The organism is Antrihabitans stalagmiti (assembly GCF_016482825.1).
GTDB classification, from domain to species: Bacteria; Actinomycetota; Actinomycetes; order Mycobacteriales; family Mycobacteriaceae; genus Antrihabitans; species Antrihabitans stalagmiti.
On sequence record NZ_JAEMNV010000010.1, the window covers coordinates 204564 to 231015 of the forward strand.

Annotated in this window: 27 protein-coding genes and 1 tRNA gene; 17 read left to right on the forward strand and 11 right to left on the reverse strand. The window is 64.0% G+C overall.

The features are described from left to right. Nucleotides 1-7: 7 nt before the first annotated feature. The gene (gene recG, locus JGU71_RS25480; protein ID WP_199707622.1) at nt 8-2245 is read right to left on the reverse strand and encodes an ATP-dependent DNA helicase RecG; all 2238 of its coding nucleotides are present in this window, start codon (nt 2243-2245) and stop codon (nt 8-10) included. Nucleotides 2246-2259: 14 nt separating this feature from the next. After that, nucleotides 2260-3891 (reverse strand): DAK2 domain-containing protein, encoded by a 1632-nt coding sequence (locus JGU71_RS25485; RefSeq protein ID WP_199707623.1) that lies wholly within the window; start codon nt 3889-3891, stop codon nt 2260-2262. A gap of 279 nt (nt 3892-4170) precedes the next feature. On the opposite strand from JGU71_RS25485, the gene rpmB reads away from it, so the two are divergent. The 8 genes from rpmB (at nt 4171) to JGU71_RS25525 (ending at nt 11157) form a co-directional block, all read left to right on the forward strand. Further along, on the forward strand, nt 4171-4362 hold the full coding sequence (gene rpmB, locus JGU71_RS25490) for a 50S ribosomal protein L28 (protein ID WP_199707624.1): 192 nt from the start codon (nt 4171-4173) through the stop codon (nt 4360-4362). Between the two features lie 58 nt (nt 4363-4420). Continuing rightward, complete coding sequence (locus JGU71_RS25495; RefSeq protein WP_199707626.1) at nt 4421-4942, forward strand: GNAT family N-acetyltransferase; 522 nt, start codon at nt 4421-4423, stop codon at nt 4940-4942. After that, nucleotides 4939-5724, forward strand: a complete 786-nt coding sequence (locus JGU71_RS25500; RefSeq protein ID WP_199707627.1) for an enoyl-CoA hydratase/isomerase family protein — start codon at nt 4939-4941, stop codon at nt 5722-5724. Before JGU71_RS25495 ends, JGU71_RS25500 begins: the two co-directional genes overlap by 4 nt. Before the next feature lie 35 nt (nt 5725-5759). Beyond that, nucleotides 5760-6893 (forward strand): BTAD domain-containing putative transcriptional regulator, encoded by a 1134-nt coding sequence (locus tag JGU71_RS25505; RefSeq protein ID WP_199707628.1) that lies wholly within the window; start codon nt 5760-5762, stop codon nt 6891-6893. Between the two features lie 184 nt (nt 6894-7077). After that, the gene (locus JGU71_RS25510; RefSeq protein WP_199707629.1) at nt 7078-8541 is read left to right on the forward strand and encodes a purine-cytosine permease family protein; all 1464 of its coding nucleotides are present in this window, start codon (nt 7078-7080) and stop codon (nt 8539-8541) included. Continuing rightward, a complete protein-coding gene (locus JGU71_RS25515; RefSeq protein ID WP_199707630.1) occupies nt 8538-9158 on the forward strand; it encodes a TetR/AcrR family transcriptional regulator in 621 nt (206 codons plus the stop codon). The genes JGU71_RS25510 and JGU71_RS25515 overlap by 4 nt, the downstream gene beginning before the upstream one ends. Beyond that, complete coding sequence (locus JGU71_RS25520) at nt 9155-10138, forward strand: nitrilase-related carbon-nitrogen hydrolase (protein WP_199707631.1); 984 nt, start codon at nt 9155-9157, stop codon at nt 10136-10138. The genes JGU71_RS25515 and JGU71_RS25520 overlap by 4 nt, the downstream gene beginning before the upstream one ends. Then, complete coding sequence (locus JGU71_RS25525; protein ID WP_199707632.1) at nt 10135-11157, forward strand: agmatine deiminase family protein; 1023 nt, start codon at nt 10135-10137, stop codon at nt 11155-11157. Before JGU71_RS25520 ends, JGU71_RS25525 begins: the two co-directional genes overlap by 4 nt. 7 nt (nt 11158-11164) lie before the next feature. Here JGU71_RS25525 and JGU71_RS25530 read toward each other — a convergent pair whose 3' ends face one another. After that, complete coding sequence (locus JGU71_RS25530; RefSeq protein WP_199707634.1) at nt 11165-12013, reverse strand: alpha/beta fold hydrolase; 849 nt, start codon at nt 12011-12013, stop codon at nt 11165-11167. A gap of 167 nt (nt 12014-12180) precedes the next feature. Between JGU71_RS25530 and JGU71_RS25535 the strand changes: the two genes are divergently transcribed. Next, nucleotides 12181-12531, forward strand: a complete 351-nt coding sequence (locus JGU71_RS25535; protein ID WP_199707635.1) for a DUF732 domain-containing protein — start codon at nt 12181-12183, stop codon at nt 12529-12531. 79 nt (nt 12532-12610) lie between these two features. On the opposite strand, the gene JGU71_RS25540 is transcribed toward JGU71_RS25535, so the two are convergent. Continuing rightward, a complete protein-coding gene (locus tag JGU71_RS25540) occupies nt 12611-13285 on the reverse strand; it encodes a uracil-DNA glycosylase (RefSeq protein ID WP_199707636.1) in 675 nt (224 codons plus the stop codon). A gap of 33 nt (nt 13286-13318) precedes the next feature. Next, complete coding sequence (locus JGU71_RS25545; protein ID WP_199707637.1) at nt 13319-14344, reverse strand: thiamine-phosphate kinase; 1026 nt, start codon at nt 14342-14344, stop codon at nt 13319-13321. A gap of 45 nt (nt 14345-14389) precedes the next feature. Between JGU71_RS25545 and JGU71_RS25550 the strand changes: the two genes are divergently transcribed. Then, nucleotides 14390-14653: an Lrp/AsnC ligand binding domain-containing protein gene (locus JGU71_RS25550; RefSeq protein ID WP_199707638.1), complete on the forward strand. Its 264-nt coding sequence runs from the start codon at nt 14390-14392 to the stop codon at nt 14651-14653. Then, complete coding sequence (locus JGU71_RS25555) at nt 14650-15279, forward strand: DUF3515 domain-containing protein (RefSeq protein WP_199707639.1); 630 nt, start codon at nt 14650-14652, stop codon at nt 15277-15279. Before JGU71_RS25550 ends, JGU71_RS25555 begins: the two co-directional genes overlap by 4 nt. Before the next feature lie 15 nt (nt 15280-15294). Here the strand turns inward: JGU71_RS25555 and JGU71_RS25560 are convergent, their stop codons facing one another. Both JGU71_RS25560 and JGU71_RS25565 read right to left on the reverse strand, forming a co-directional pair. Next, a complete protein-coding gene (locus JGU71_RS25560) occupies nt 15295-16398 on the reverse strand; it encodes a D-alanine--D-alanine ligase family protein (protein WP_199707641.1) in 1104 nt (367 codons plus the stop codon). Nucleotides 16399-16455: 57 nt separating this feature from the next. After that, nucleotides 16456-17454 carry an NAD(P)H-dependent glycerol-3-phosphate dehydrogenase gene (locus tag JGU71_RS25565; RefSeq protein WP_199707643.1) on the reverse strand — a complete coding sequence of 333 codons (999 nt, stop codon included), beginning with the start codon at nt 17452-17454 and terminating at the stop codon, nt 16456-16458. Nucleotides 17455-17563: 109 nt separating this feature from the next. Here JGU71_RS25565 and cofC point away from each other — a divergent pair, with 109 nt between their 5' ends. The 3 genes from cofC to JGU71_RS25580 are packed head-to-tail and all read left to right on the forward strand — an operon-like array spanning nt 17564 to nt 21511. Then, nucleotides 17564-18247: a 2-phospho-L-lactate guanylyltransferase gene (gene cofC, locus JGU71_RS25570; protein ID WP_199707645.1), complete on the forward strand. Its 684-nt coding sequence runs from the start codon at nt 17564-17566 to the stop codon at nt 18245-18247. Nucleotides 18248-18298: 51 nt separating this feature from the next. Further along, the gene (locus tag JGU71_RS25575) at nt 18299-20542 is read left to right on the forward strand and encodes an RNA degradosome polyphosphate kinase (protein WP_307829874.1); all 2244 of its coding nucleotides are present in this window, start codon (nt 18299-18301) and stop codon (nt 20540-20542) included. 42 nt (nt 20543-20584) lie between these two features. Continuing rightward, nucleotides 20585-21511 carry an NUDIX hydrolase gene (locus JGU71_RS25580; protein ID WP_199707647.1) on the forward strand — a complete coding sequence of 309 codons (927 nt, stop codon included), beginning with the start codon at nt 20585-20587 and terminating at the stop codon, nt 21509-21511. A gap of 100 nt (nt 21512-21611) precedes the next feature. Here the strand turns inward: JGU71_RS25580 and JGU71_RS25585 are convergent, their stop codons facing one another. The 3 genes from JGU71_RS25585 to leuC form a co-directional block, all read right to left on the reverse strand. Next, nucleotides 21612-22295 carry an HU family DNA-binding protein gene (locus tag JGU71_RS25585; protein ID WP_199707649.1) on the reverse strand — a complete coding sequence of 228 codons (684 nt, stop codon included), beginning with the start codon at nt 22293-22295 and terminating at the stop codon, nt 21612-21614. Nucleotides 22296-22452: 157 nt separating this feature from the next. Beyond that, a complete protein-coding gene (gene leuD / locus JGU71_RS25590) occupies nt 22453-23061 on the reverse strand; it encodes a 3-isopropylmalate dehydratase small subunit (RefSeq protein WP_199707651.1) in 609 nt (202 codons plus the stop codon). Nucleotides 23062-23090: 29 nt separating this feature from the next. After that, complete coding sequence (leuC, locus tag JGU71_RS25595; protein ID WP_199707652.1) at nt 23091-24515, reverse strand: 3-isopropylmalate dehydratase large subunit; 1425 nt, start codon at nt 24513-24515, stop codon at nt 23091-23093. Between the two features lie 134 nt (nt 24516-24649). Between leuC and JGU71_RS25600 the strand changes: the two genes are divergently transcribed. The 3 genes from JGU71_RS25600 to JGU71_RS25610 all read left to right on the forward strand — a co-directional run bounded on the left by JGU71_RS25600 (nt 24650) and on the right by JGU71_RS25610 (nt 26140). After that, complete coding sequence (locus tag JGU71_RS25600) at nt 24650-25351, forward strand: IclR family transcriptional regulator (RefSeq protein ID WP_199707654.1); 702 nt, start codon at nt 24650-24652, stop codon at nt 25349-25351. A 34-nt stretch (nt 25352-25385) separates the two neighbouring features. Then, nucleotides 25386-25892: a pyridoxamine 5'-phosphate oxidase family protein gene (locus JGU71_RS25605; protein WP_199707656.1), complete on the forward strand. Its 507-nt coding sequence runs from the start codon at nt 25386-25388 to the stop codon at nt 25890-25892. A 62-nt stretch (nt 25893-25954) separates the two neighbouring features. After that, entirely contained in the window at nt 25955-26140 is a 186-nt protein-coding gene (locus JGU71_RS25610) for a DUF5302 domain-containing protein (RefSeq protein WP_199707658.1), read from the forward strand. Nucleotides 26141-26333: 193 nt separating this feature from the next. On the opposite strand, the gene JGU71_RS25615 is transcribed toward JGU71_RS25610, so the two are convergent. After that, nucleotides 26334-26439: transfer RNA gene (locus tag JGU71_RS25615), tRNA-OTHER, on the reverse strand. Nucleotides 26440-26452: the final 13 nt, after the last annotated feature.

Below are 26452 nucleotides of genomic sequence, written 5' to 3' on the forward strand. Positions count from 1 at the left end.
TAGCCGCCTACGTTTTGCTGAGGTATTCCAGGCGCTCGCCATCGAGGGCAGACTTCATCATCGCCGCCAAACCAGGATGGCGCGCCAGACCTGGATCGTCGGCAATGACCGACCGCGCGAAGTCCTGTGCCGCCGAGATTATTTCGAGGTCGTCCAACAGTGACAGCAGACGCAGCGTCGTATCCGTACCGGACTGCGCCGCCCCGAGCACATCGCCTTCTCGCCGCTGCCGCAGATCGAGGACGGCCAGTTCGAATCCGTCGTTCGTCGCGCTGACGGCCTGGAGTCGCGCGAACGCCGGACCGACCGGATTGGCTTCGCTGACAAGGATGCACAGACCCTTGTGGCCGCCGCGCCCGATCCGACCGCGCAGCTGATGGAGCTGGCTGACGCCGAACCTGTCGGCGTCGATGATCACCATGACCGTCGCATTGGGTACGTCGACGCCGACCTCGACGACCGTCGTGCAGACGAGTACATCGATGTCACCGTCGGTGAACGCCCGCATGACCCCGTCTTTTTCCTCGGCGGGCAGCCTGCCGTGCAGCAGCCCGACCTCAATTCCGGCGAGGGCGCCGTGCCGCAGCTCCTCGAACATGTCGATGACCGAATGAGTCTGTGGTTCTTTGTCGCTGGCCGACACCTTCTCGTCGCCGATCCGCGAGCACACGATGTACGCCTGACGGCCGGCTGCAACTTCCTCGTTGATCCGCGCCCATGCCCGATCCACCCAGGCGGGTTTGGCGTTGGCTGGCACAACCGACGTCACGATCGGCGACCGTCCACGCGGCAATTCGCGCAGGGTCGACGTCTCCAGGTCGCCGAGTGTGGTCATCGCGATCGTGCGCGGGATCGGCGTTGCCGTCATCACAAGAAGATGTGGACTCGTCCCCTGCTTGGCCTTGGCACGCAAAGCATCTCGTTGTTCGACGCCGAAGCGGTGCTGCTCGTCGATAACGACCATGCCGAGATCGAAGAACTCGACGTTGTGCTGAATGAGCGCATGGGTCCCGATGACGATGCCTGCTTCACCGGTCACCGCGGCGAGCAGTGCGGTGCGTTTCGCACTCGTCGACATCGACCCGGTGAGGGCGACGATCTTCGTGGCCACCTCGCCCGCATCGAGCTCACCTGCGTTGCCCAACGGACCGAGCAGCGCGCGCAGCGATCGATAGTGCTGTGCGGCAAGAACTTCGGTCGGTGCAAGCAGCGCGCACTGAAAACCTGCATCGACGACCTGCAGCATCGCTCGCAACGCGACGATCGTCTTGCCCGACCCAACCTCGCCTTGAAGCAATCGGCTCATCGGATGTGCATTGCTCAGGTCGGACGAAATCTCCTGCGCCACTTCGTTCTGTCCGTCGGTCAACTCGAACGGCAGCAGCTTCTCGAACGCGGCAGCGATGCCGTCGGACCGCGGCGGACAGGGGGGCGCATTCCGGATCGAATTCTCGTTGCGGCGCTGAGCAAGCACCAATTGCAGCGCGGTTGCCTCGTCGAAGCGGAGTCGGTCCTTGGCCCGATCGATCTCGTCCTGCGTGTCGGGAAAGTGTATGGCCCGCAACGCTTCGTCGAGACCGATGAGGCTGTGCTCACCCCGAACACCCTGCGGCAGTGGATCGTCGACGGGATCCAACTGATCGAGCACCTGCCGGACGCATCGCATGATGTCCCAGCTCTCGAGCTTGCTGGTCGCTGGATACACCGGCAGCAGCGGTCGGTCGAAGATCGACATGTCGACACCCTGGCCGGGATCCTGTGTGCTGCGCGCCATTCCGGCAAGCGTCCCACCGCCGCGAACTCGATCCATGGCCACGATGTCGTCGCTCTCGCGGTCTTCGGGAAGGATCAGGTAGCCGGGATGATTCAGGCCCCACTTCTCTCGGAAGTATTTGACGGTCCCGGAGAACATCGCGCGTCGACCGACCTTGATGTTGTGCCGAACCTTCATTCCGTTGAAGAACGTCGCGTCCACCTGCTGTTTGTCCGCGGCGAGAACAACTTTGAGCATGTGCCCCGGACGGTTGCGCATCTTCACCAGATCGGACTTGACGATGTCGCCGACGATCGTGATGTGCGCGCCATCGGGCGGATCGCCCTCGGTGAGCGGTTGACCTTGCGACGCATAGCGATTCGGGTAGTGGCGCAACAGGTCTTCGACGGTCGTGATGTCGAAGGCCTCGACGAGTGTGTCGGCAGCTTTCTTCCCGAGCAGATGGTCGAGTCGGTCGCCTAGGTCAGCCATCGAAAACTCCTCCCCTACTCGACACCGAGTTGCAGCAGATCGCCGGCCTGACCACCCGGATAGATCATGAGCTCGACGCCCTGATGATGTTGCGAGACATGTTCGGACAGTTGCTCGACGAGCTCGGCCGGCGCATCCGCACCGACGAGGAACGTCACCAGTTCGCCACCGAGACCGAGAACGCGGTCCAACAGCAGACGACCAGCGACTGCGACGTCGGCCTCGATCACGACGACCTCGTGGCCGATCAAGCCGAGCCCGTCGCCTTCGTTGCAGGTGCCGACGAGGGTGAGGGCCCGCCCCGGTGCCACTCGCAACGAACCCCATCGGGTACTCGACGCGGCTTCCGACATCGCGAAAGCGTCGTCGACGGCAATTCTCATCTGATCGTGCACGGCAAGCGCGGCAAGGCCCTGCACCATCGACGAACACGGCAGGAGCAGCACATCGCGACGTGCATCGCGCGCTGCGACGCCGACCGCGACAAGCTCTTGGGCGGACAACGCACCGTTCGGTAGTACGAGCACCTCGCGGTTGTCCATAGCGCGAATGGCTTTGAGCAACTGCGTCGCACTGATCGGCTCGTCGCACCGCAGGACCGTCGCACCCTCCCCCTCGTACAGAGCGGCAGCGCCGTCGCCTGCGACGACCGCGAGGATGCCACGATCGGCAAAGTCGACAGTCGGTGACTCGACGACCGCGCCTGCGTTGGCGGCGTCGAGAGCGAAGCAATTGATTCGCACCTGATGCACACGACCGGCTGCCAGTCCCGCGTCGACGGCCGCACCGGCGTCGCGGCAGTGCACGTGTGCCGACCAGCAGCCGTCGCCGTCGCTCACGATGATCACCGAGTCGCCGAGTTGGCCGAGGTGGCGTCGCAGGATCGCGACCTGGTTCTCGTCCGTCTCACGAAGAAGGAACATGACTTCGTAGTCCTGGGCGAGTTGGCTGTCCGCTGCCGCGTCACGCGCAGGAGCGGCAGAGTTGCGACGTTCACGGACGAAACGTGGACGCTGCGGTTCGACGCCGGTGATCACCGCGACCATCGCGTCGAGCAGTACGACGAGGCCGAGCCCACCGGCATCGACGGCACCTGCGGCCTCGAGAACATCGAGTTGGCCCCTGGTGCGCTGCAGTGCATCCACCGCAGCGTCGGCGGCGATGGTCGCCACTTCGGCGACCGGAGAGTCACGCGCGCAGGTGCGCGCAGCGGCCGCCGCGCAGTCGAGAACGGTCACGACGGTGCCTTCGACCGGGACGCTGACCGCGCCTCGCACCAGCGTGGCTGCGGCGTGCAAGGCGTCCGCGAGTGTTCGGCCCGTGAGCGGACCGTCGACGGTCGCTTCGGCGACGCCGCGCATGACCTGAGACAGGATGATTCCGGAGTTGCCCCGTGCGCCCGTCGTCGCGCCGCGTGCCATCGCCGCAGCTACGTCGTGTGCAGTCGGGTTCTCGGGAACAAGTCGGGCGATCGAGTCGACGGCTGCGCGCATCGTGAACAGCAAATTCGTCCCGGTGTCGGAGTCCGGTATGGGGAACACGTTCAGATCGTTGATTTCGTCGCAGTGGCGAACGAGACCTTCGACACATGCATGTCCCCATCGCACGACGGCAGCGCCGTCCAGCGTCTCCAGGACCTCGAGCAACGCGTCCGCCCTCCAACTCCTGGTTCGTTACACCGGCCTGTTCCGTTCGATCCGGCCCCGTCAGATTAACGTCGACCCTCGACGACTGCGCGGCACGCTCACCGGTTTGGCGGATGAGCATGGGTGCCGCTACTCTTGCAGGGTTGCCTCGCGCTGATCGTCTGTGTTGCTTCGGTAGTACGTCGTTTCGGTTCTACCGTATCGATGCCGCGCTCACTGCTCGCAGGCTGCAACACCTGACCTAGCACCACACCCCCAGATATATAGGAGATCGCGACTATGGCTGCCGTCTGTGACGTTTGCGCCAAGGGCCCCGGCTTCGGTAAGTCGGTCTCGCACTCGCACCGGCGCACGAACCGTCGCTGGAACCCGAACATTCAGACCGTCCGTGCGCAGGTTGCACCGGGTAACACCCGTCGGCTGAACGTCTGCACCTCGTGCCTCAAGGCCGGCAAGGTCTCGCGCGGCTGACGCATTCACACTCTTACCTCTATGGCCCGATGCGCGAGCATCGGGCCATAGTTGTCTGATGTGGCGCATCGACGTGTTGACCGACGCGCTCCTTCGCGACGCCGCCGAGTGCCATATCGAATGCTGGCGTGAGGCGTACCGCGGAATTGTTCCCGATCACGTCCTCGACGCCTTCGACGTCGATCGGCGCGCCGACTCCTGGCGCAGGCAGCAACGCGCCGCGCCGAATCCCACGTACCTCTGTCTGGAGGACGACGGCGAGCGGACGCGCGTCGTCGGATTCGCCAACGCCGGCCCTGCGCGGCACGGCGAGCAGCCCGCCGAACTCGAACTGCATTCGCTCTACGTCCGCAGATCGCACTACGGCACCGGCGCCGGCGCCGCATTGATGACCCATGCGATCGGCGAATCGGCGTGTTTCCTCTGGGTTTTCGAGCAGAACCTCCGTGCTCGCGCGTTTTATCGCCGTCACGGTTTCGCCGACGACGGCACCAGCCGAGTCGACGCAATCACCATCGCAACCCAAATCAGGATGACTCGTTCTGGGCCCGCCGCGCCGACAGATAGTGTTCACCAATGACTTCGAACCAACCGGCGGAATACGTCCAGATCGAGAACGGCGTGCTCCGAATCACGATCTCGACGCCCGCCAAGGGCAACTCGCTCGACTTCGGCGGCGTCAACGAGGGAACCGCCGCGTTGCGTGCGCTCGACGCCCACGTCGGCGCCGTGTTGCTCGTCGGTTCGGGGAAGAATTTCTGCGCGGGAGGAGACGTGCGAGCCTTCGCGTCCGCACCGAGTCGCGGCGAATTTCTGACCGACCTCGCCACGCAGTTGCACGACTTCATTCGCGCGCTCGACTCAGCGGCAGCACCCATCGTCGTCGGCGTGCAGGGCTGGGCTGCGGGAGCGGGTATGAGCCTCGTGTGCGGCGCGGACATCGCGATAGGCGGACCGTCGACCAAACTGCGTCCGGCCTACCCCGGCATCGGCTTCACTCCCGACGGCGGTATGTCGTGGAATCTGCCGCGCATCGTCGGCGCCGCGAGGGCGAAGGAGATCATCCTGACGGACGCCGTCATCGACAGTGACGACGCCGTTCGGCTCGGCATACTGTCGCGAGTCGTCGCGGACGACGATGTTGCGGCGGAAGCTTTGCGCGTTGCCGAGTCGATCGCCGCGGGTCCACGCTCGGCGCACGCAGGTATCAAGGCTCTGCTCGCATTGTCGGCAACCAGCTCCCTGTCCGACCAACTCGATCGCGAGACTGCAGCCATCGCCGCATCGGCCGAAAGCCCGACCGGCCGAGAAGGTGTCGACGCTTTCGTAGAAAAGAGAAAGCCCGACTTCTCGACACAGTAGAACTGCGCAGCTACCGACCTGATTTGATATCTCCTATGACAGCGGAACCCGGCAACGACACCGCCCGACTCGGGTTCACCATTCTCGGCCCGATCGCGCTGACCATCGATGGCGAACCGCAGCCGATCGGCGGCGCGAAACCACGTGCGCTGCTTGCGAAACTGCTGATCAATCGCAATCAGGTCGTCTCGGCCGACGCACTCGCGGATGCCGCATGGGACGGCAATCCGCCACTCTCGTTCCGCAACCATCTGCAAGTGTCGATCGCGAAGCTGCGTAAGGCATTTCAGGTGCCGGGAATCGACCCGATGCGCGTACTGACCACCGCTCCCCCCGGGTACAAAATGGTTGTTGCCGATCACGAATGCGACGCGGGACGCTTCGACGCCTACAAGAGCGCAGGACATACGCTCGCGGCTGCGGGACGTTTCGAAGAGGCAAGTACGCAGTTCACCTCGGCGCTCGAGCAATGGTCGGGCCCCGCCCTCGCCGATCTGCGGGGACACCGTTTCGCAGACGACTACGCCACCCCGCTCGAGGACGAGCGACTTGCGACGCAGATCGCCAGGGCCGAGGCCGAGATCGCTTGTGGTCGACCGACATTGGTGCTCTCCGAACTGTCTTCGCTCGCCGGGCTGCATCCGCTGCACGAACCGCTGTGGGGTCAGTGGATCATCGCGCTTTATCTTTCGAATCGACCGTCCGACGCCTTGGATGCGTGCAGGCGCCTACGGAAATCCCTCGACGACGAGTTGGCGGTCGACCCGAGTCCTGCCATTCAGGAACTCGAGTTGAAGATTCTGCGGCAGGAGCCGCTGACCGGTCGACCACAGGCCGCACCTGTCATGGCGACCACTGTCGTCAACAGCCGGCCGAAGACACCGCCCGCTCAACTGCGCGACCCGACCGGCCGAATAATTCCGATCGGACCTGGAACGCTGCGAGTCGGCCGCGCACCCGACAACCATGTCGTTATTGCCGACGATCAGGTCAGCCGCTATCACGCGGCGATCGTTCGCAGCACCGCCGGCATCGTGATCAGAGATCTCTTCTCGTCGAACGGCGTGTTCGTCGGTGCGCAGCAGGTTGTGGAGAGCGCCGTCCTGCGACACGGCGATGTGATTCAAATCGGAAGCAGCGCCTTCGTTTTCGAGTATTTGGAGCCCTGAGCAAGCGCTCGACAAGCTCCGCCGAACCCCAGCCTGGCCACGCCAGGCAAGTCGTTGTCGTCCCATGCGCGCCTCTAACCGAATGCCGTTCGTTAAAAACCTTGACTGAAATTTCAGTTAGGTCTATGGTTCGTCCAGGAGATGTGACCGCAGTCACCTCCACCGACACCAGACGAGGTTCACCATGATCACCGACCCCCACCCGCCGGAGGCGCCGACAAGCGATCCGACAGCGCCGACCCCGGACGATCGCTTCGGACAGATCGAAGCCATCGGAGTCGAGTTCATCCCCGAGTCCAAGCGAGACTCCCGACCCTTGAACATGTTCGCCGTCTTCTTCGGGGGCAATCTCGCCTTCTCCGTCATCGTGTTCGGTTGGCTGCCGATCACCTTCGGCCTCAGCTGGACGAGTGCAATGGCTGCCAGTGCGGTCGGCATCGGACTCGGCACCCTGCTCATCGCGCCGCTGTCGCTTCTCGGCCCGCGCACGGGCACCAACAACACGGTCTCGAGCGGCGCGCACTTCGGTGTCACCGGCCGAACGATCGGTTCGGGGCTCACACTGCTGTTCGCATTGGCCTACGCGGCGATCGCGGTGTGGACCTCGGGAGATGCGCTCATCGCTGCCTCGCATCGCCTGTTCGGCACTCCCGTCAACGACGCGATGCTCGCGGTCGGATACGGCATCATCGCCGCCGAGATCGTCGCGGTCGCACTGTTCGGGCACGGAACAGTCGTCGCGCTGCAGAAATTCGTCCTGCCGGTCGTCGGCGTTCTGCTGCTGCTCGGAGTTGTTGCCTTCGGCGGACGATTCGATCCTGGTGCTGGCGGTGGGGACTATCTACTCGGCGGCTTCTGGCAGACCTGGACTCTTGCGGTAGTCCTCGCGGTCGGCGGACCGCTGTCCTATGCCCCGACACTCGGCGACTACAGCCGCCGCATCTCGCGGGCCAAGTACGGCGACCGTTCGATCGTCACCGCAACCATGGCCGGCATCTTCTTCGGACTGTTCCTGACCGCCTCGTTCGGCTCGTTCACCGCCTCGACCTTCACGACGCTGAGCGACTCCTACGTCGCCGACCTGGTTGCCGAAGCACCCGGCTGGTACGTCCTGCCCATCGTGCTCATCGCATTGGCAGGCGGGCTCGGCCAAGGTGTCCTCAATGTGTATGCGAGCGGTCTCGATCTCGAGGCATTGCTGCCGCAGTTGCGACGCGTCCATACGACCCTCATCACCTCGACGCTCGCGGTCGCCCTCCTCTACATCGGTGTCTTTCTGGTCGACGCGGTCGATTCGATCACCGCAATGACGTTGGTACTCAACGGCCTTGCCGCACCGTGGGTGGCGATCAATGTCGCGGGCTTCCTCGTCGCACGCCGCGGCAATTACGATCCGGCCGATCTGCAGGTCTTCAACCAGGGCCGCCGCGGCGGACGGTATTGGTTCACGGGCGGGTGGAATCTGCGAGCAGTGATCCCGTGGGCCGCAGCGTCGCTGTTCGGGGTGCTCGCTGTCGACACGTCGCTGTACTCGGGTCCACTTGCCGACCTCGCCGGCGGCATCGACGTGAGCCTCATCGGATCGGCCCTGATCGCGGCGGGCGGCTATCTGATCGCGCTACGCGTCTGGCCAGAGCGCGTCCGATGAGCGAGAAACGCAATGCCATTCTGCGGGCAAGCGCAACGGCAATCGCCGAGCGTGGAATTCGCGGGCTTCGCGTCACCGACGTTGCCGAGGTCGCAGGCGTATCGCCCGGATTGCTCTACTACCACTTCAAAGATCGGGAAGGACTGCTCGACGCCGCACTCAACTACATCAACGACCGCGCCCGCGCCTACCGAAGCGAGGGCGACGCCACAGCAGACACCGCCCGTGACCGACTCGTTCACGCACTGCTCGGCGAGATCCAAGACCGCCCCGACGTCGTCGAGAACTCGTTGGCGTGGAACGAATTACGCGCATCCGCCGTCTACGAGGTCGCACTTCGGGAACCACTTGCGCGTACCACCGCCGCATGGGTCGCCGAGATTTCCGACGCGGTCTCCGAGGCTTTCTCGGAGGCAGAACTCGCGGGAGACAACCCTACGACGACCGATCCGCACAAGATCGCAACGACCATGACCGCACTGGTCGAAGGCCTCTCCGGGCGCTGGCTGTGCAACGAGCTTTCCACCGCGGACGCACGCTCGTGCGTGCTCCTGGCGATCGACTTGGCACTGCCGCACCCGACCGAACTCCACACCCCAGTCAAGGACACGAAATGAACATCGTTACTGCCCTCACCCCACCCCACTCTCCCGCACGGTCCGTCGCAACCACACGCGAACCCCTTCGCGTCGGAGTGGTCCAGCACAGCTGGATTCCCGATCCGGATGCCCTGCGTGCCAAACTGACCGACGCGATAGGCGAAGCCGCTGCGCTCGGCGCAAAGGTCGTCTTCCTGCCCGAACTAACCCTGTCTCGGTACCCAGGAGACACGCGAGCAACGGGCACACCAGGCGACACCGCCGAAGATCTCTACACCGGACCCACATTCACCTTCGCTGCGAATGCCGCTCGTACACATGGTGTCTGCGTACATGCCTCGCTCTACGAAAAAGCGGACGGACCCGACGGGCTCGGCTTCAACACCGCCATTCTGGTGTCGCCGGAAGGCGAACTCCTCGGCCGCACCCGCAAACTCCACATCCCGGTCAGCGTCGGCTACTACGAGGACACCTACTTCCGCAGCGGACCTGCCGACGACGCCTACCCCGTCTATTCCCCGGCCGAGTTGAATGGCGCCGCAATCGGATTGCCGACCTGCTGGGACGAATGGTTTCCCGAGGCCGCGCGTATGTATTCCCTCGGCGGTGCGGAAATTCTGGTGTACCCAACGGCGATCGGGTCGGAACCGAGCTTTCCCGACTTCGATACCCAGCCGATCTGGCGACACGTGATCGTCGGCAACGGCATCACCAACGGAACATTTATGGTCGTCCCGAACCGTTGTGGCGACGAGGGCAGCGTGGCCTTCTACGGGTCGTCCTTCATCTCCGATCCCTATGGTCGCGTGCTGGTTTCGGCTTCGCGCGACGACGAAACCGTCCTGGTGGCAGATCTGGACCTCGATCAGCGCAAGGACTGGCTTGCGCTGTTCCCGTTCCTGACGACCCGTCGGCCGGACACGTACGGCCGACTCGCCGACGCCGTCGACCACGAGCACCCCTACGGCCGTCGCGCGCACGCATCGGTGCCGTCGTGACGTGGCGGATGCCGAGCGAGACCGAACCGCAGGACCGGGTGTGGATGGCGTTCCCGCCGTTCGGTGCGTCGATGACGGCAGACGAGGCGAGCGCGCATCAAGCGCGGACCGCGTGGACAGCAGTTGCCAGGCAGATCACGGCATTCGAACCCGTGACGGTGGTCGTCGACCCCAGCGACCGCGAAGTGGCCGAGAGGTATCTCGGACCGAACATCGACATCCTCGAGGCGCCGCTCGACGATGCGTGGATGCGCGACATCGGGCCGACGTTCGTGCTCGGTCCGGACGGGCGGGTCGGTGCTGTCGACTGGGTGTTCAACGGTTGGGGCCAACAGGACTGGGCCGAATGGGGCAACGACCGGGCGATCGGCAGGACGGTAGCGGCCGCCTCCGGCGCAGACCACGTTCCGTCGGCGCTCGTCAACGAGGGTGGCGGAATCCAGGTCGACGGTCGCGGAACCGTATTGGTCACCGAGACCGTGCAACTGGATCCACTGCGAAACCCGACGCTGACCAGGTCGGAAATCGAAACGGAGCTTGCTCGCACGATCGGTGCCAGACACGTCGTCTGGCTACCACGGGGGTTGACCAGGGATTCCGAGAAGTTCGGGACGAAGGGCCATGTCGATATCGTGGCCGCGATGCCGTCGCCTGGCGTCGTTCTCGTGCACAGCCAACAGGACCGGTCGCATCCCGACTTCGAGGTGTGCGCCGAGATCATCGACGTCCTACGCGACAGCCGAGACGCCGACGGCCGCCCGTTCCAGATCGTGGAAGTGCCGGCGCCCACGGTGCTGAGCGATGACGAGGGGTGGGTCGACTACAGCTATATCAACCATCTCGTCGTCAACGGCGGCGTCATCGCGTGCAGCTTCGACGGCCCCAACGACGCTGTGGCGCAAGCGATTCTCGCAGACGTGTACCCGGGCCGAAAAGTCGTCGCCGTCGCGGCCGACGACATATTTGCCCGCGGTGGTGGCATTCACTGCATCACCCAGCACCAACCGTCAGCGCGTTGACGAGGGACTACTCTGCCGAGGTCTCCGTCACGAAGTCGAACACAGCTGTTGTAAACGCGTCGTTGTCGTCTGCCGCCGCGGTGTGGGCCGCGGCCGAGAGTTCGACGAAACGCGCGTGCGGCACGAGATCCAGGAACGCTTGCACGCCTTCCTCACTCACCACATCGGACAGCTTCCCGCGAATCAACATCACCGGTATCCGCAGTTTCCGAGCCGCGTCCTCCAGATGTTGCACCTGCATCGCAAGATCTGGCGTCTCACCCTCGAACATCCCGGGGTCCCAATGCCAGTACCAGCGACCGTCGTCGGCGTGCCGAAGATTGCGACGCAGGCCGTCCGTGTTGGTCGGCCGCTCGCGGTGCGGCAGGTAGGCAGCCACCGCGTCTGCTGCGTCGTCGAGCGACGCGAATCCTTCGTTGTGCGCGGTCAGAAAATCGAAGACCCGCGTGATTCCGACCAGTTCCGGCCGCGGAACGACGTCCACCAGAACGATTCCTGAAATGCGTTCTGCACCAACCATCGTGGATGCCTGCAGCGCGGTGAGTCCACCCATGCTCGCGCCGACGACGACGGCCGCGTGCGTACCGATCTGCTCCAGCACGTCCAGCAGATCCTGCGCCATCGTCGACCGCTCGTAATCGCGATCGGTCGACCAGTCACTTTCCCCGTGGCCACGGGCATCGAGGGCGAACACCCGGAAGCCGTGCTCGCCGAGCCGTAGGCCCGTGGTCTTCCATGAATGCCTCGTCTGGCCGCCACCGTGCAACATGATCACGACCGGTCCGTCGTCCGGACCCCAGCGGTCGGCGGCGAGCGCGATACCGCCCACTCCTCGAAACGACTGCGAAGTACTCATCGTTCGATGATGTCATACGGCGTATAGCAGCAGTAGGTCGCGCCTGCGCAATTCCGGCCGATCAGCGGATTCAGCGCTCGTTCAGCGCCCGATAAGGGCTCTCGGCGAAAGTTCATCTCAACAACTTCCGAGACACCGGAAACCCACCACAGAAAAGGTCAACCGAAATGAACGCCAACCGCATCAAGTCCATCGTCCGCACCTCCTCCGTCGCAGCTTTCATCGCTGTCGCCGCCCTCGGCACCGCCGGTGTTGCCAACGCGGCACCGAGCCTCACCGCCGACGACAGGGACTTCCTCGCACTGCTCGAAGGCGAGGGCATCGATATCGGATCCGACAGCAAGGCAATCAATCTCGGCCACCACATCTGCGAGTCGTTCGACGAGGGCTACAGCTTCGAAACCGTCGCACAGGAAGGCCGCGATCAGTCGGACCTCACCGACTACGAGATCGGCTACACGATCGGCGCAGCGGTCTACGCCTACTGCCCGAGCAACCTCGACGTCATCCCCGTCTAACGGCTACCCGCTGTCAACGCCGCTGCCGCGGACCGATATTCGGTCCGCGGCAGCGGCGTTCGTCAGGTATGTGCTCAGCTCAGGGCAAGCGCCAGTCGACGGGGTCCGCTCCGAGTTCGTCGAGCAACTCGTTCGCCCGCGAAAAGGGCCGGGAGCCGAAGAAGCCGCGCGAGGCCGACAACGGCGACGGATGCGCGGACTCGATGCACGGAACATCGCCGAGCATCGGCACCAACGTCGACGCGTCCTTCCCCCACAGGATCGCAACCATCGGATCGGGACGTTCGACCAAGGCTCTGATCGCTTGCTCCGTCACCGCTTCCCAACCCTTGCCGCGATGTGAGGCAGGTTGGCCAGGGGCAACCGTGAGCACTCTGTTGAGCATCAGCACTCCCTGCGCCGACCACGGCGACAGATCGCCATTGGACGGCGGGCTGAAACCGAGGTCTTTGCAGTACTCGCTGTAGATGTTGGTCAGGCTGCGCGGCAGCGGTCGGACGTCGGGAGCAACCGAGAAACTCAGTCCGACAGCGTGTCCCGGTGTCGGATAGGGATCCTGCCCGACGATGAGCACACGCACGTCGTCGAACGGCTGGGTGAACGCGCGCAACACGTTCGCCCCGGCGGGCAGGTAGCCGCGACCCGCCGCGTTTTCCGCACGGAGAAATTCACCCATCTCGGTGATGCGGTCGGCGACAGGCGCGAGCGCGCGAGCCCAACCAGCTTCGACGACCTCAGCAAGCGGCTTACCCATGGCTGCTACCTAACCACGTGCCGAGGCGTCGCATCACCGCTGGAAGCTATCCCAACCGCCTGCGTTCGGTGCGCTCGCGCCGTCGACCGTCACCCCGTCGCCTTCGATGACAACACCGATGACCGTCCACCCCTGCGGTACGTCGTCGCGACTGACAAAACTGGCGACGAGAGCGTGATCCTCTCCCCCGCCGAGCACCCACCCGAGCGCGTGCTCGCCGACAAGGTCGGCGGCCTGTAACAGTTCCGGGTCGACGACCAGATCCGTCGACCGAATATCGATCCCTACGCCCGACGCGTGCGCCAGGGTGTTCAGATCGGCGACGAGACCGTCGGATACGTCTGCCATGGCGGTCGCACCCGCAGCGGCGGCAATCGGCCCCTGCTCGTAGGGCGGCGACGGGACGCAGTGTGCGGCAAGCACATCCGGTAGTGCGTCGATTCCCGCTCCGAACAGAGCCAAGCCAGCAGCCGACCAGCCGAGGCGTCCGGCCACCGCGACGACGTCACCGACCCGGCATCCCGACCGCAGCACCGGCGGCCTCCCGGCGAGGTCGCCGAGCGCGGTGACGGATATCACCACCTGCCCGGATTGGACGAGATCGCCGCCGACGATCGAACCGCCGGACACCGCTACCTCGAGCCACAGTCCGTCGGTGAGTCCGTCGGTCACGGCGATCGGCGTAGCCGGCGGGCACCCGAGCGACACCAGATACGCGGTCGGTCGGGCGCCCATAGCCGCCACATCGGCGCCGCTCTGGGCGATCGCCTTGCGACCGACCTGTTCCGGGGTCGACCAATCGAGGCGAAAGTGCCTGCCCTGCACCAACATATCGGTGGTAGCGACGACCCGTCCGTCGGCAACGGCGACAAGCGCCGCGTCGTCGCCCGGCCCGACGATTGTCGTCTCCGCTTGCACACGACCGCGGGTCGCTCGATCGATGACGGCGAACTCACCGATCTCCGACACGGTCGGCGACGTCTCCGACACCGTCGGCAACGTGGAATCGACGTCCGATCCGTCCGGCTCGGGCCGTTCGGCGGGGGTACTCGCAACCATCGAGCATCCTTCGGTCGGGGCGGACCGCTGCGGTAAGTTGCAGCAGTGGTCGAGGCATTCATTCTTGTACAAACCGAGGTCGGCAAGGCGACGCCGGTCGCGACACTAGTCGCGGCGGTCGCAGGAATCACGTCGGCGGAAGCAGTCGTAGGACCCTACGACGTGATCGTCCGCGCGGCAGCCGAGTCCGCTTCCACACTGGCCGCGATCGTGCGCGAGGTGCAGCAGATCGCCGGCATCACACGGACGCTCACCTGCGAGGTGGCCGGCGCGACAGTACGAAACGGCGCCGAGCAGGCCGGGAGATGACACCGAAGACACCGGGTTCGACAAACGACGAACCAGCCGAGCCCGCCGACACGGCGTCCGCACAGGAACGACGCTCACCGGCTTTGATCGCCGCGGCAGTCGCGTTGCCGGTTGCCCTTGTCGTCGGTGTGATCGTCGCGGCCGTGCTGGCGAACAGTAACCCTGTGAAGGAGCCTGTGGCGCTGGCACCGGTGCCTGCTCCCGCTGCGACGAGTCCCGAGTGTGCCGCCCTGCTGGCAGCCCTGCCGAACTCGCTCGGTGATTTCACCGACGCCGAACTCGCACAGCCTGCGCCGACCGCGACGAAGGCATGGCAGCGAGACGACGGCTCCGATCCGATCGTGCTGCGCTGTGGGCTCGACCGACCGGACACGTTCGATTCGGCGTCGGTACTGCAGGGCATCAAGGTGAGCAGCAGCGCTCCGGACGACGAAGTGCAGTGGTTCCAGGTGTCGGGCGCTGATCAGTCGATTGCCGCGAGTACGTGGTTCGTCGTCGATCGCGGCATCTACGTCGCCATGACGACACCTGACGGTGCGGGTCCGACGCCGATTCAAACAGTGACGGACGTCGTGGCGAAAACTATGCCCCGGAAGGACATCGATCCGGCGCCACTGCCGAACTGACCTTCGTGTACCGCGTCAGCGCAGGCCCGTGCCTCGCGCCAACGCGGTGTCGATCAGGGTGGAAACCAACGTCGTGCAGTCGATGCCTGCCGCCTCCCACATACGCGGATACATCGAGATGGACGTGAAGCCGGGCATCGTGTTGATCTCGTTGATCACAGGGCCGTCGGGCGTGACGAAGAAGTCGACGCGAGCCAGACCCTGGCAGTCCAAGGCGACGAAGGCCTCGACGGCGAGCGCACGAATCCGGTCGCTGACACCCTCGTCGAGGATTGCGGGAACGTCGAATTCACAGACATCGTCGAGGTACTTGGTGTCGAAGTCGTAGAACGCGCCACCATCGCCGGAGGTGTCCGGCATCCGGATTTCGGCGACGACACTCGCTTCGATCCGACCGTCCGGAAATTCGAGTACGCCACATTCGACTTCGCGACCGACAACCGCCGCCTCGACGATCACCTTCGGATCATGTTTACGCGCGTCGGCGACGGCGGTCTCGAGATCCTCCCACTGAGTCACCCGCGAGATCCCGATCGAGGAACCGCCACGCGCGGGCTTGACGAAGACCGGCAGGCCGAGTTCGTCACGCTGCTCGGAGGTCAGTGTGGCCGTTCCGGGACGCAGGACGACCTGATGCCCGATCGGCAAGCCTTCCGCGGCGAGCAGTTTCTTCGTGAATTCTTTGTCCATGCCGGCGGCGCTCGCCAGCACTCCCGGACCGACATACGGAATGTCGGCGAGCTCGAGCAGACCCTGGATCGTGCCGTCCTCGCCGTAGGCGCCGTGCAGTACAGGAAAGACGACGTCGACGGAGGCGAGCACCGCACCCGCTTCGCCCTTACCGACAGCAACGAGCGCACCCTCGCGTGTCGGATCCGCCGTGAGGGCCAATGCCGATCCGGAACCGTCGACCGTAGGCAGCATGCGGTCCTTGATCGTCAACGCATGCGGATCCGAGGCACCGAGCACCCAGGTACCTTCCGGCGTAATCCCGATCGGTACCGCCTCGAAGCGCTCCGGATCGAGATTGCGGAGGACGCTGCCTGCAGAAACGCAGGACACCGAGTGTTCGTTGCTGCGGCCACCGAAAAGCACGGCGACCTTGATCCGGTTAGTCACGACCCAAACCGTACCGTCGACAGCCTGAATCGCACGAACGGTGGCTCGGGTGCGCGATCACTCGGGCTTGGTCTGCCTGCCGAGCAACTTTCCGACAGCTTCCTGCACCGACATACCTTCGTGGCAGACACGGTGGACCGAATCGGTGAGCGGCATCTCCACGTCGTAGCTGTCGGCGAGCGAGCGCACCGAGGTGCAGGATTTGACTCCCTCGGCGACCTGGCCGTGTGCTGCTTCCTGCGCGCGCTCCATCGACCCGCCCTCCCCGAGCACGTGACCGAACGACCGATTCCGGGACAGCGGCGACGAGCAGGTGGCAACGAGGTCGCCGACACCGGCCAACCCGGCAAGGGTGGCCGGCTTTGCGCCGAGCGCGACACCGAGCCGAATCATCTCGGCAAGGCCGCGGGTGATGATGCTGGCAATCGTGTTCTCCCCGAGGCCGATTCCCGATGCCATCCCGCACGCGAGGGCGATGACGTTCTTACAGGCGCCGCCGATCTCGCAGCCGATCACGTCGGAATTGGTGTACGGCCTGAAATAGCCTGTTGCACAGGACTTCTGAACGTCGATGGCACGCGCGGAATCCGAGCAGGCGATCACGGTCGCTGCGGGCTGACGAGCGGCGATCTCACGAGCGAGGTTCGGGCCGGACAGCACAGCGATCCGGCTCGGGTCCGCACCGGTCACCTGTGTGATCACCTGACTCATCCGAAGCAGCGATCCGCTTTCGATGCCCTTCGCCAGGCTCAGCAAGGTCGCATTCTTGCCGATCGAATCGCTCCAGCCTTCGAGGTTGGCGCGAAGACTCTGCGACGGGACCGCGAGGACGACGATGTCGGCGCCGTCGAGGGCAGCGACATGATCGGAGGTCGCGGCAAGCGAATCCGGCAGCTGCGTACCCGGAAGATAAAAGGGGTTCTCGTGAGTGTTTGCGATCGCGTCCGCGACCTCGGCACGCCGAGCCCACATCGTGACGTCGGTCCCCGCCTCCGCAAGGACTTTCGCGAACGCGGTACCCCAAGAACCCGAACCCAGCACCGCTGCTTTGGTCATGCCTGCTCGCTCCAATGTCAGATGTGATTCGCGACAACCGCCAACATTATCGCGTGCTCCCGCATCCGCGACGGACCTCGGAAATATGGTTCCTGGCAGGATTGCAGGCATGAGCCAGGTCCACGCCCTGATTGCCGTCAAAGACTTGGCGCGCGCGAAGAGCAGGCTCGCACCTCGGTTCGCACGGGGTGACCGCGAACGACTCGTCCTCGCCATGCTGACCGACACCGTCACGGCGGCCCTTTCGGTGCCCCGCGTCGCATCGGTGACCGTCGTGACCCCCGATCCGATCGTCGCCGACACTGCGCTCGCAGCCGGTGCCGAGCTGTACCCCGAACCCACACTGCGGCTGCCCGACGCCGACATCGAGCGGTTGAACGAAGCGCTCGCACACGCTGCCAAGCACGTCCGCCTCCGCCACGGTGGCGTCGATCTCCTGGCACTGCAGGCTGATCTGCCTGCGTTGCAGGGCAGTGAACTTGCTGCCGCGATCGGTGCCGCACCGCGTGGACGTCGCTCCTATGTCGTTGATCACCGCGGTACCGGAACCTCGGCGCTGCTTCTTCGCGACCCGATCGGCCGACTCACGCCGAGGTTCGGTCGCGAATCCGCCATGCGCCACCGGGAGACCGGCGCGGTCGCTCTCCCCGGCGAATGGCCTGGGCTGCGGCTCGACGTCGACACCGCAGACGATCTCGAACTCGCCGTCGCACTCGGCGTCGGCGCGGCGACGAGTGGCGTGCTCGACGAAATCGGCTGGGTTCGAGCGTGCGCGGGTGAAAGTTCATGTTGAAATAGCGGCGACAGCGTGTGAGCCGGTCGCTCTGTGAGGGATGATCGAAGAGTGAGCAACCCCGAGACGATCGGCAAGCAGACCGCAGATGGCCGAGCGGCAACAAAAGCAACTGGACACAACGGTGACGAGGCCCAGGGCAAAGTCGAGCGCACTGCCGGCGCCCCGGGCAAACCAGGGGTACCGACCGCACCACCCGCGGCAACACCGGATGTGATCGACGCGACGCTGGAGGGTCTTCCCGAAGATCGTTATCTCAACCGCGAATTGAGCTGGCTCGACTTCAACTCCCGGGTGCTCGCCCTCGCCGAAGACACGTCGCTTCCGCTCCTCGAACGTGCCAAGTTCCTCGCGATCTTCGCGTCCAATCTCGACGAGTTCTACATGGTTCGCGTCGCCGGTCTCAAACGTCGAGACGAGACGGGGCTCTCGGTTCGCTCGGCCGACGGTCTGTCGCCGCGAGCACAATTGGCCATCATTGCCAGTCGAACCCAGGAGATCGCCGACCGCCATGCTCGGGTGTTCCTCGACTCGGTGCTACCCGAGCTGACCGCGGAGGGCATCGAGATCATCGGCTGGGCGGACCTGAACACCCAAGAGCAAGAGCGCTTGTCGGCACATTTCCACGAGCAGGTGTTCCCTGTTCTGACCCCGCTTGCCGTCGATCCCGCACACCCGTTCCCCTACATCAGCGGCCTCAGTCTCAACCTGGCGATCACCGTCAAGGACTCGACGACCGGCGGCGAACACTTCGCGAGGGTGAAGGTGCCGGACAACGTCGACCGCTTCGTCAGGGTCCGGCGCGAAGACCCGCCGTCGCCGATCGCGGCATTCCTGCCGACCGAGGCGCTCATTTCCGCGCATCTGCAGGTGTTGTTCCCTGGCATGGAAGTTGTTGAACACCATGCTTTCCGGATTACCCGCAATGCCGACTTCGAGGTCGAGGAAGACCGCGACGAAGATCTGTTGCAGGCGCTCGAACGGGAACTGGCGCGGCGGCGCTTCGGGTCACCCGTTCGGCTCGAGGTCGCCGACGACATGACCGAGCACATGATGGAGTTGCTGCTTCGTGAGCTCGACGTCGATCCGGGTGATGTCATCCAAGTCCCTGGGCTCCTTGATCTTTCGTGCCTGTGGCAGGTGTACGGCGTCGATCGCGCGGCATTGAAGGACAAGCCGTTCGTGCCCGCGACGCATCCAGCTTTCGGTGAGCGCGAGACTCCGAAGAGTGTGTTCGCCACCCTCCGCGAAGGTGACGTTCTCGTCCATCATCCGTACGACTCGTTCTCGACGAGCGTGCAGCGCTTCATCGAACAGGCTGCGGCCGACCCGCAGGTGCTTGCGATCAAGCAGACGCTCTACCGCACCTCCGGTGACTCTCCTATCGTCAACGCTCTGATCGACGCTGCGGAGGCAGGCAAGCAGGTCGTTGCGCTCGTCGAGATCAAGGCACGGTTCGACGAGCAGGCCAACATCAAGTGGGCGCGGCAGCTGGAGCAGGCAGGCGTCCATGTCGTGTATGGCCTCGTCGGCCTCAAGACCCATTGCAAGACTTGCCTTGTCGTCCGTCGCGAGGGGTCGACGATTCGGCGGTACTGCCACATAGGCACCGGTAACTACAACCCGAAGACCGCGCGCCTCTACGAGGACGTCGGACTGTTCAGCGCGTCGCCCGAACTCGGCGCCGACCTCACCGACCTGTTCAACTCGCTCACCGGTTACTCGCGCAAAGAGGATTACCGCAACCTGCTCGTCGCTCCGTACGGAGTCCGACGCGGAATCATCGAGCGGATCGACGCGGAGATCGAACACAAGCGGGCCGGGCGCGACGCTCGGATCAGGTTGAAGGCCAACGCACTTGTCGACGAACAGGTCATCGATGCGCTCTACCGCGCGTCGCAGGCCGGTGTTCAGGTACAGGTAGTCGTTCGCGGCATCTGCGCGCTCAAGCCGGGTGTGCCCGGGCTGAGCGAGCTGATCGAGGTCCGCTCGATACTCGGGCGATTCCTCGAGCATTCGCGAATTCTGCATTTCCAGGGGTCCGACGAATTCTGGATCGGGAGTGCCGACATGATGCACCGCAACCTCGATCGACGCGTCGAAGTGATGGTGCAGGTGAAGGATCCGCGCCAATCCACACAACTCGGTGCGATCTTCGATTCGGCAACGGATCCGACGACTCGATGCTGGCTGTTGCAGGCAGACGGAAGTTGGGTGGCGGCGCCCGCCGAAGGCGAGAAGGTCCGTGAACACCAGGAAGAGATGATGCGGCAACGACGCTCGACCGCCTCGTAACTCTGTCGTGCATCATCCGTGCAAGGGCCTGGGAGGAACCCTGTGAGTTCGACTCACGACCCGATCAAAGCGAATATCTTTGCGGCAGGAGCGGTTCTGTGGCGTCGGTCGGAGGCCGATCCTGCCGACATCGAAGTCGCGCTGATACACCGACCGCGTTATGACGACTGGTCGTTTCCGAAAGGGAAGATCGAACCCGGCGAAACGTCGATCGTCGCGGCCGTGCGTGAGGTTGCCGAAGAGACAGGCGTCAACGTGCGATTGGGCAGACACCTCGATCGCATCACCTATCCGGTGCCGGGCCATCGGAAACTGAAACGGGTCGACTACTGGGCCGCCGAAGGTATCGACGGGCTGTTCGTCGCCAACGACGAAGTCGACGAAGTGAAATGGCTGCCCGTTTCCGACGCAATGCACGCTGTGTCGTATCCGATGGATCGTCGTGTCCTGCGTAGCTTTTCGCGTAAGCCGGCCGACACCTCGACCGTGCTCATCGTTCGTCATGCTCGCGCGGGGCGTAGCGCACGGTACAAGGGCGACGATCGCCTTCGCCCGCTCGACAAGGTCGGCCGCACGCAAGCAGACGCGCTGGCGCCACAATTGCTCGCATTCGGTGCCACACACCTACATTCCGCCGACAGGGTGCGCTGCACTCAGACGGTGCAGCCGCTTGCCGACCTCATCGGTGCAGAAATACGCCTCGAACCCGGACTGTCCGAGGAGGGTTATGCAGACGACCGCGAGAATGGTCGCAATCGCGCCCGCCGAATTGCAGGCAAAGATGGGGTCCGCGTTATTTGCAGTCAAGGCAAGGTAATTCCGGATTTACTTCGCTGGTGGGCGGATCGAGACGGAATCAAGTTGCCGCCAGCCAGAAACCGCAAAGGCAGTATGTGGGTGTTGTCGTTGTCGGACGGAGTACTGGTCGCCGCCGATCACATCGACAGCCCACTCCCCACCGACGGTTAGGGATCGGCCTCTCCCCCTCCCGTTGGCCTGATGCGCGACGAAAACGCCCCCTGGTTGGACCAGGGGGCGTTTTCGAGGCTGTAAGCGTGGGCGGGTGACGCTAGGCCTTCTTGGTTGCGCGCTTTGCCGGTGCCTTCTTGGCTGGCGCGGCTTTCTTTGCCGCGGTCTTTGCAGGCGCCTTTGCAGCGGTGGTCTTCTTTGCCGCTGTTGTCTTTGCTGCGGTCTTCGCAGGAGCCTTTGCGGGCGCCTTCGTTGCAGTTGTCTTGCGTGCCGGAGCCTTTGCAGCGGTGGTCTTCTTTGCCGCCGTTGTCTTTGCTGCGGTCTTCGCAGGCGCCTTTGCTGCGACGGTCTTGGCAGCAGCGCGAGTTGTCGTCTTCGCGGGTGCCTTCTTCGCAGGAGTTGCCTTCTTGGCAGCGGTCTTGGTTGCTGTCTTCTTGGCTGCACCGCGCGTTGCCGGGGCTGCTGCGGCACCACGCTTGACTGCCGGACCGGCCGAAGGCAGTTTCTGCTTCCCCGCAATAACTGCCTTGAATTGTGCGCCGGGACGGAATGCAGGAACCGAAGTCGGCTTGACCTTTACGGTTTCGCCGGTTCGCGGATTGCGGGCAACACGTGCCGCACGCTTGCGCTGTTCGAAGACGCCGAATCCAGTGATCGTCACACTCTGACCCTTGTGCACCGCGCGCACAATAATGTCGACGACGTTCTCCACTGCCTCCGTTGCCGTCCGCCGATCCGCGCCAAGCTTCTCGGTCAGAACATCGATGAGCTCCGCCTTGTTCATTGAAATTCCTCCGCAAACTAATGGCCCATCTTTGGACCGACTAGTAACAAGGTAAACCGGAAAACGCCAAGAGTCTATGTGCCAGGCGAATTTTCATGCGATTCGAAGGAAATTCGCATGGCGGGGCAAGCATTCCGAAGAGGGTCGGAACCGATGATTAGTCCGACGAAACGTGCGCCGGAAGTGTCGTCGGTTTCCATGAAGGCCTTGCCTTTTCGAACTGCGAAATGGCGTCTACCTGCCGAAACGTCAGTCCGATGTCGTCGAGTCCTTCGAGCAGACGCCACCGCGTGTAGTCGTCAATGTCGAAGCGCAGCACCGTTGTTCCGGCTGTGACGGTCCGGTTTCGAAGATCGACAATTAATTCCAGCCCGGGCTGGCTTTCGAGCAGTTTCCACAGCAGTTCGACGTCCGGCTGTGCGACACGAGCCGCAAGCAGACCGGCCTTGCCGGCGTTTCCGCGGAAGATGTCGGCGAACCTCGAGGCGATCACAACGCGGAATCCGAAGTCCGAGAGAGCCCAAACGGCATGCTCCCGTGACGATCCCGTTCCGAAGTCCGGACCCGCAACCAACACGCTGCCCTTGTCGTACGGCGGGATGTTCAGAACGAACTCAGGATCGTTGCGCCACGCTGCGAACAGCCCGTCCTCGAAACCTGTACGGGTGACTCGTTTTAGGTACACGGCGGGGATGATTTGGTCGGTGTCGACGTTCGACCGGCGCATCGGCACACCAATTCCCTTATGCAAGGTAAAGGATTCCATCGGTTTACTCCTTGGCTTGTCTGGGTAGGTCAGTCGAGATCGGCAGGGGAAGACAGGGTTCCGCGTACCGCAGTCGCCGCGGCGACAAGAGGCGATACCAGGTGCGTTCGACCACCCTTGCCTTGGCGACCTTCGAAATTGCGATTCGACGTCGACGCGGAGCGTTCGCCGGGAGCGAGTTGATCGGGATTCATACCGAGGCACATCGAGCATCCGGCCTGACGCCATTCGGCTCCCGCAGCGGTGAATACCGCTCCAAGGCCTTCGTTCTCGGCCTGAGCGCGCACCCGCATCGAGCCGGGGACGACCAGCATTCGCACACCGGGAGCGACGTGCCGATCCTTCAGAACGCTCGCGACCGCGCGGAGATCTTCGATGCGACCGTTCGTGCAGGACCCCACGAATACCGTGTCGACGGCGATCTGTCGCAACGGCATTCCCGGCTGCAAGTCCATGTACCGCAGCGCTTTCTCCGCGGCCGCGCGCTCGCTCTCGTCGAGGATCTGCTCCGGGTCGGGTACCGAATCACCAAGCGGAGCACCCTGTCCGGGATTGGTACCCCAGGTAACGAACGGCGTGAGTTCGTTCGCGTCGAGGTGTACCTCCTCGTCGAAAACGGCGTCGGGATCGGACTTCAGATCCTCCCAAGCAGCAACTGCCACATCCCATTCCGCGCCGACCGGAGCGTGTGGTCGGCCCTTCAGGAATTCGTACGTCGTCTCGTCCGGTGCGATCATTCCTGCGCGCGCGCCCGCCTCGATCGACATATTGCAGATTGTCATTCGTGCTTCCATGGACATTTTGCGGATAGCTTCTCCTCGATATTCGAGGACGTATCCCTGCCCACCTCCGGTGCCTATCTTCGCAATTACGGCAAGAATGAGGTCCTTGCTCGTCACGCCCGGCTGCAGTTCACCGTCGATCGTGATTGCCATTGTCTTGAACGGCTGCAACGACAAAGTCTGAGTTGCGAGGACATGCTCGACCTCGCTCGTGCCGATTCCCATTGCGAGCGCACCGAAGGCGCCGTGGGTCGAGGTATGGCTGTCGCCGCAGACAACCGTCGTACCCGGCTGCGTCAAACCGAGTTGTGGTCCGACCACATGCACGATGCCCTGATCGAGATCACCCATCGGGTGCAACCGAATTCCGAACTCCTCGCAATTTCGGCGCAACGTTTCGACCTGCGTGCGCGAAACGGGATCGGCGATCGGTTTGTCGATGTCGATGGTCGGGACGTTGTGGTCCTCGGTCGCGATCGTGAGGTCCGGCCTACGAACCGGACGACCCGCGAGCCGTAGTCCGTCGAATGCCTGCGGGCTTGTCACCTCGTGTACGAGATGCAGATCGATGTAGATGAGATCCGGTTCGCGCGCCTCGCCGGTGCCGTCACCGCGCACGACTACGTGCTGCTCCCAAACCTTTTCCGCCATCGTGCGGGGGGTGTTCGTCATTTTCTCCACCTTCGCGGCCTGCTCGAAGCCCGATCGGGACTGTTATCGATCACTTGTCGAGTATCGCGTCGTTGCTCGCTGCACTCGATACAGTAACTTGACGATCCCAGCATGCGAGACGCTAGTATCGTTCTATGAGACAGCATAGCGGCATCGGAGTGCTCGACAAAGCCATGACCGTGCTGCGCGCTGTGGCGGAGAAACCGTTGAATCTCGGCGAACTGTGCGAGCAGACGGGCCTACCGCGCGCAACGGCGCACCGGCTCGCTGTCGGCCTCGAGGTACACCGACTGTTGACACGCGACGCCGACGGATCGTGGCGACCGGGCCCGGCGCTCTCCGAACTCGCCGCGAGCGCGAACGACACCCTCGTCGAAGCCGCGGGCAGCGTGCTCCCCCGGCTTCGCGAAATCACCGGCGAGAGTGTGCAGTTGTACCGTCGCGAAGGCTCGGTTCGGGTCTGCGTCGCATCGGTCGAGCCGCCGACGGGCCTGCGCGACACAGTGCTGGTAGGCGCCCGACTGCCGATGACAGCGGGATCCGGCGCCAAAGTTCTTCTCGCGTGGGCAGACTCGGCGACACAGCGGACCCTCGTTCCCGACGCCTCGTTCAGCGACCGCACGTTGCTCGAAGTGCGCAGACGAGGTTGGGCGCAGAGCGCTGGTGAACGTGAACCCGGCGTCGCAAGCGTTTCGGCCCCGGTACGAGATTCCAGCGGCAATGTCGTAGCCGCCGTTTCGGTTTCGGGGCCCATCGACCGGATGGGCCGCCGGCCCGGCGCGCGGTGGGCAGCAGACCTGCTCGCAGCGGCAGACGCGCTGCACAAGCGCCTGTAGGGTCGCGATCGGGACGCAACGAAGGGAACCGATCGTGGGAGTCAATCAGCGCGGGCAGATCGCAATGACCGACGAGGAGATCACGACGTTCCTCGCACGCAGTCGCATCGTCACGATGGCAACCAACGGCCCGAACGGCCAACCCCACCTCGTCGCGATGTGGTACGCGGTGCTCGACGGCGAAATCTGGTTCGAGACAAAGGCGAAGTCTCAGAAGGTGCTGAACCTGCGACGCGACGATCGCATCACCGCGATGGTCGAAGACGGCCAGACCTACGACTCCCTCCGCGGGGTCTCGATCGAAGGTACAGCCGAGATCGTCGACGACTACGACACACTTTTTCGGGTGGTCGTCGATATCTGGGAGCGCTACACGGGTCCGTACACCGACGACGTCCTGCCGCTCGTCGAGGCAGTTATGAACAAGCGCGTCGCGGTACGGGTTCGGCCCCAACGAGTCCGGTCGTGGGACCACCGCAAGCTCGGCCTGCCGGAAATGCCCATCGGGGGCACGACGGCGCAATATCTCGATCCGAAATAGGCGTGACTCGAATGTCGGGTAGCGATACGTTGACGACAGTCGATCCAAACGAAGGGGCGAACATGACCGAACCAGCCGAAGCAGGCTCGCACAGCAACGACGACGTCAAGAAGAAATTCAAGGAAGCCCTCGAACGCAAGAACCACAAGAACACCGTCGCCTCCGAGCACAAGGACGGTCGCTCGAAAGTTCATGGCGTCCACGGCGCCGCGGACCACAAGCGTGATTTCCGACGCAAGAGCGGATAGCGTCAGAGTTGCCGCAAAGACCCTTTCGCCAGCAGTGGCGGGAGGGTCGTTTGCTAGTCGTTGACGCGTCAGGTTGCACGCATTCGGGTCGGGGTGCAGCCAATCGGACGCACGCCGACCCGAATTGATGCACTCCGACGAAAGCCGAACGAGAAAAGACCCTCTCACCTGACGGTGGGAGGGTCTTTTGTTGTAGCCCCGACGGGATTCGAACCCGCGCTACCGCCTTGAGAGGGCGACCAAAGGTGCTGGCAGACAGGCCGATACATCGTCTGACCTGCCCTAAGTCCACCGGGGCTTGTCTCGTTTCAC

Excerpts from the sequence above, each read along its gene's own strand:
- JGU71_RS25530 (WP_199707634.1), bottom strand. The coding sequence starts at position 12,013 with ATGAGTACTTCGCAGTCGTTTCGAGGAGTGGGCGGTATCGCGCTCGCC.
- JGU71_RS25505 (WP_199707628.1), top strand. The coding sequence starts at position 5,760 with ATGACAGCGGAACCCGGCAACGACACCGCCCGACTCGGGTTCACCATT.
- JGU71_RS25545 (WP_199707637.1), bottom strand. The coding sequence starts at position 14,344 with ATGGTTGCGAGTACCCCCGCCGAACGGCCCGAGCCGGACGGATCGGAC.
- JGU71_RS25600 (WP_199707654.1), top strand. The coding sequence starts at position 24,650 with ATGAGACAGCATAGCGGCATCGGAGTGCTCGACAAAGCCATGACCGTG.
- JGU71_RS25495 (WP_199707626.1), top strand. The coding sequence starts at position 4,421 with ATGTGGCGCATCGACGTGTTGACCGACGCGCTCCTTCGCGACGCCGCC.
- JGU71_RS25555 (WP_199707639.1), top strand. The coding sequence starts at position 14,650 with ATGACACCGAAGACACCGGGTTCGACAAACGACGAACCAGCCGAGCCC.
- cofC (WP_199707645.1), top strand. The coding sequence starts at position 17,564 with ATGAGCCAGGTCCACGCCCTGATTGCCGTCAAAGACTTGGCGCGCGCG.
- JGU71_RS25515 (WP_199707630.1), top strand. The coding sequence starts at position 8,538 with ATGAGCGAGAAACGCAATGCCATTCTGCGGGCAAGCGCAACGGCAATC.
- JGU71_RS25520 (WP_199707631.1), top strand. The coding sequence starts at position 9,155 with ATGAACATCGTTACTGCCCTCACCCCACCCCACTCTCCCGCACGGTCC.
- JGU71_RS25565 (WP_199707643.1), bottom strand. The coding sequence starts at position 17,454 with ATGACCAAAGCAGCGGTGCTGGGTTCGGGTTCTTGGGGTACCGCGTTC.
- JGU71_RS25510 (WP_199707629.1), top strand. The coding sequence starts at position 7,078 with ATGATCACCGACCCCCACCCGCCGGAGGCGCCGACAAGCGATCCGACA.
- recG (WP_199707622.1), bottom strand. The coding sequence starts at position 2,245 with ATGGCTGACCTAGGCGACCGACTCGACCATCTGCTCGGGAAGAAAGCT.
- rpmB (WP_199707624.1), top strand. The coding sequence starts at position 4,171 with ATGGCTGCCGTCTGTGACGTTTGCGCCAAGGGCCCCGGCTTCGGTAAG.
- JGU71_RS25610 (WP_199707658.1), top strand. The coding sequence starts at position 25,955 with ATGACCGAACCAGCCGAAGCAGGCTCGCACAGCAACGACGACGTCAAG.
- JGU71_RS25585 (WP_199707649.1), bottom strand. The coding sequence starts at position 22,295 with ATGAACAAGGCGGAGCTCATCGATGTTCTGACCGAGAAGCTTGGCGCG.
- JGU71_RS25500 (WP_199707627.1), top strand. The coding sequence starts at position 4,939 with ATGACTTCGAACCAACCGGCGGAATACGTCCAGATCGAGAACGGCGTG.
- JGU71_RS25540 (WP_199707636.1), bottom strand. The coding sequence starts at position 13,285 with ATGGGTAAGCCGCTTGCTGAGGTCGTCGAAGCTGGTTGGGCTCGCGCG.
- leuC (WP_199707652.1), bottom strand. The coding sequence starts at position 24,515 with ATGACGAACACCCCCCGCACGATGGCGGAAAAGGTTTGGGAGCAGCAC.
- leuD (WP_199707651.1), bottom strand. The coding sequence starts at position 23,061 with ATGGAATCCTTTACCTTGCATAAGGGAATTGGTGTGCCGATGCGCCGG.
- JGU71_RS25535 (WP_199707635.1), top strand. The coding sequence starts at position 12,181 with ATGAACGCCAACCGCATCAAGTCCATCGTCCGCACCTCCTCCGTCGCA.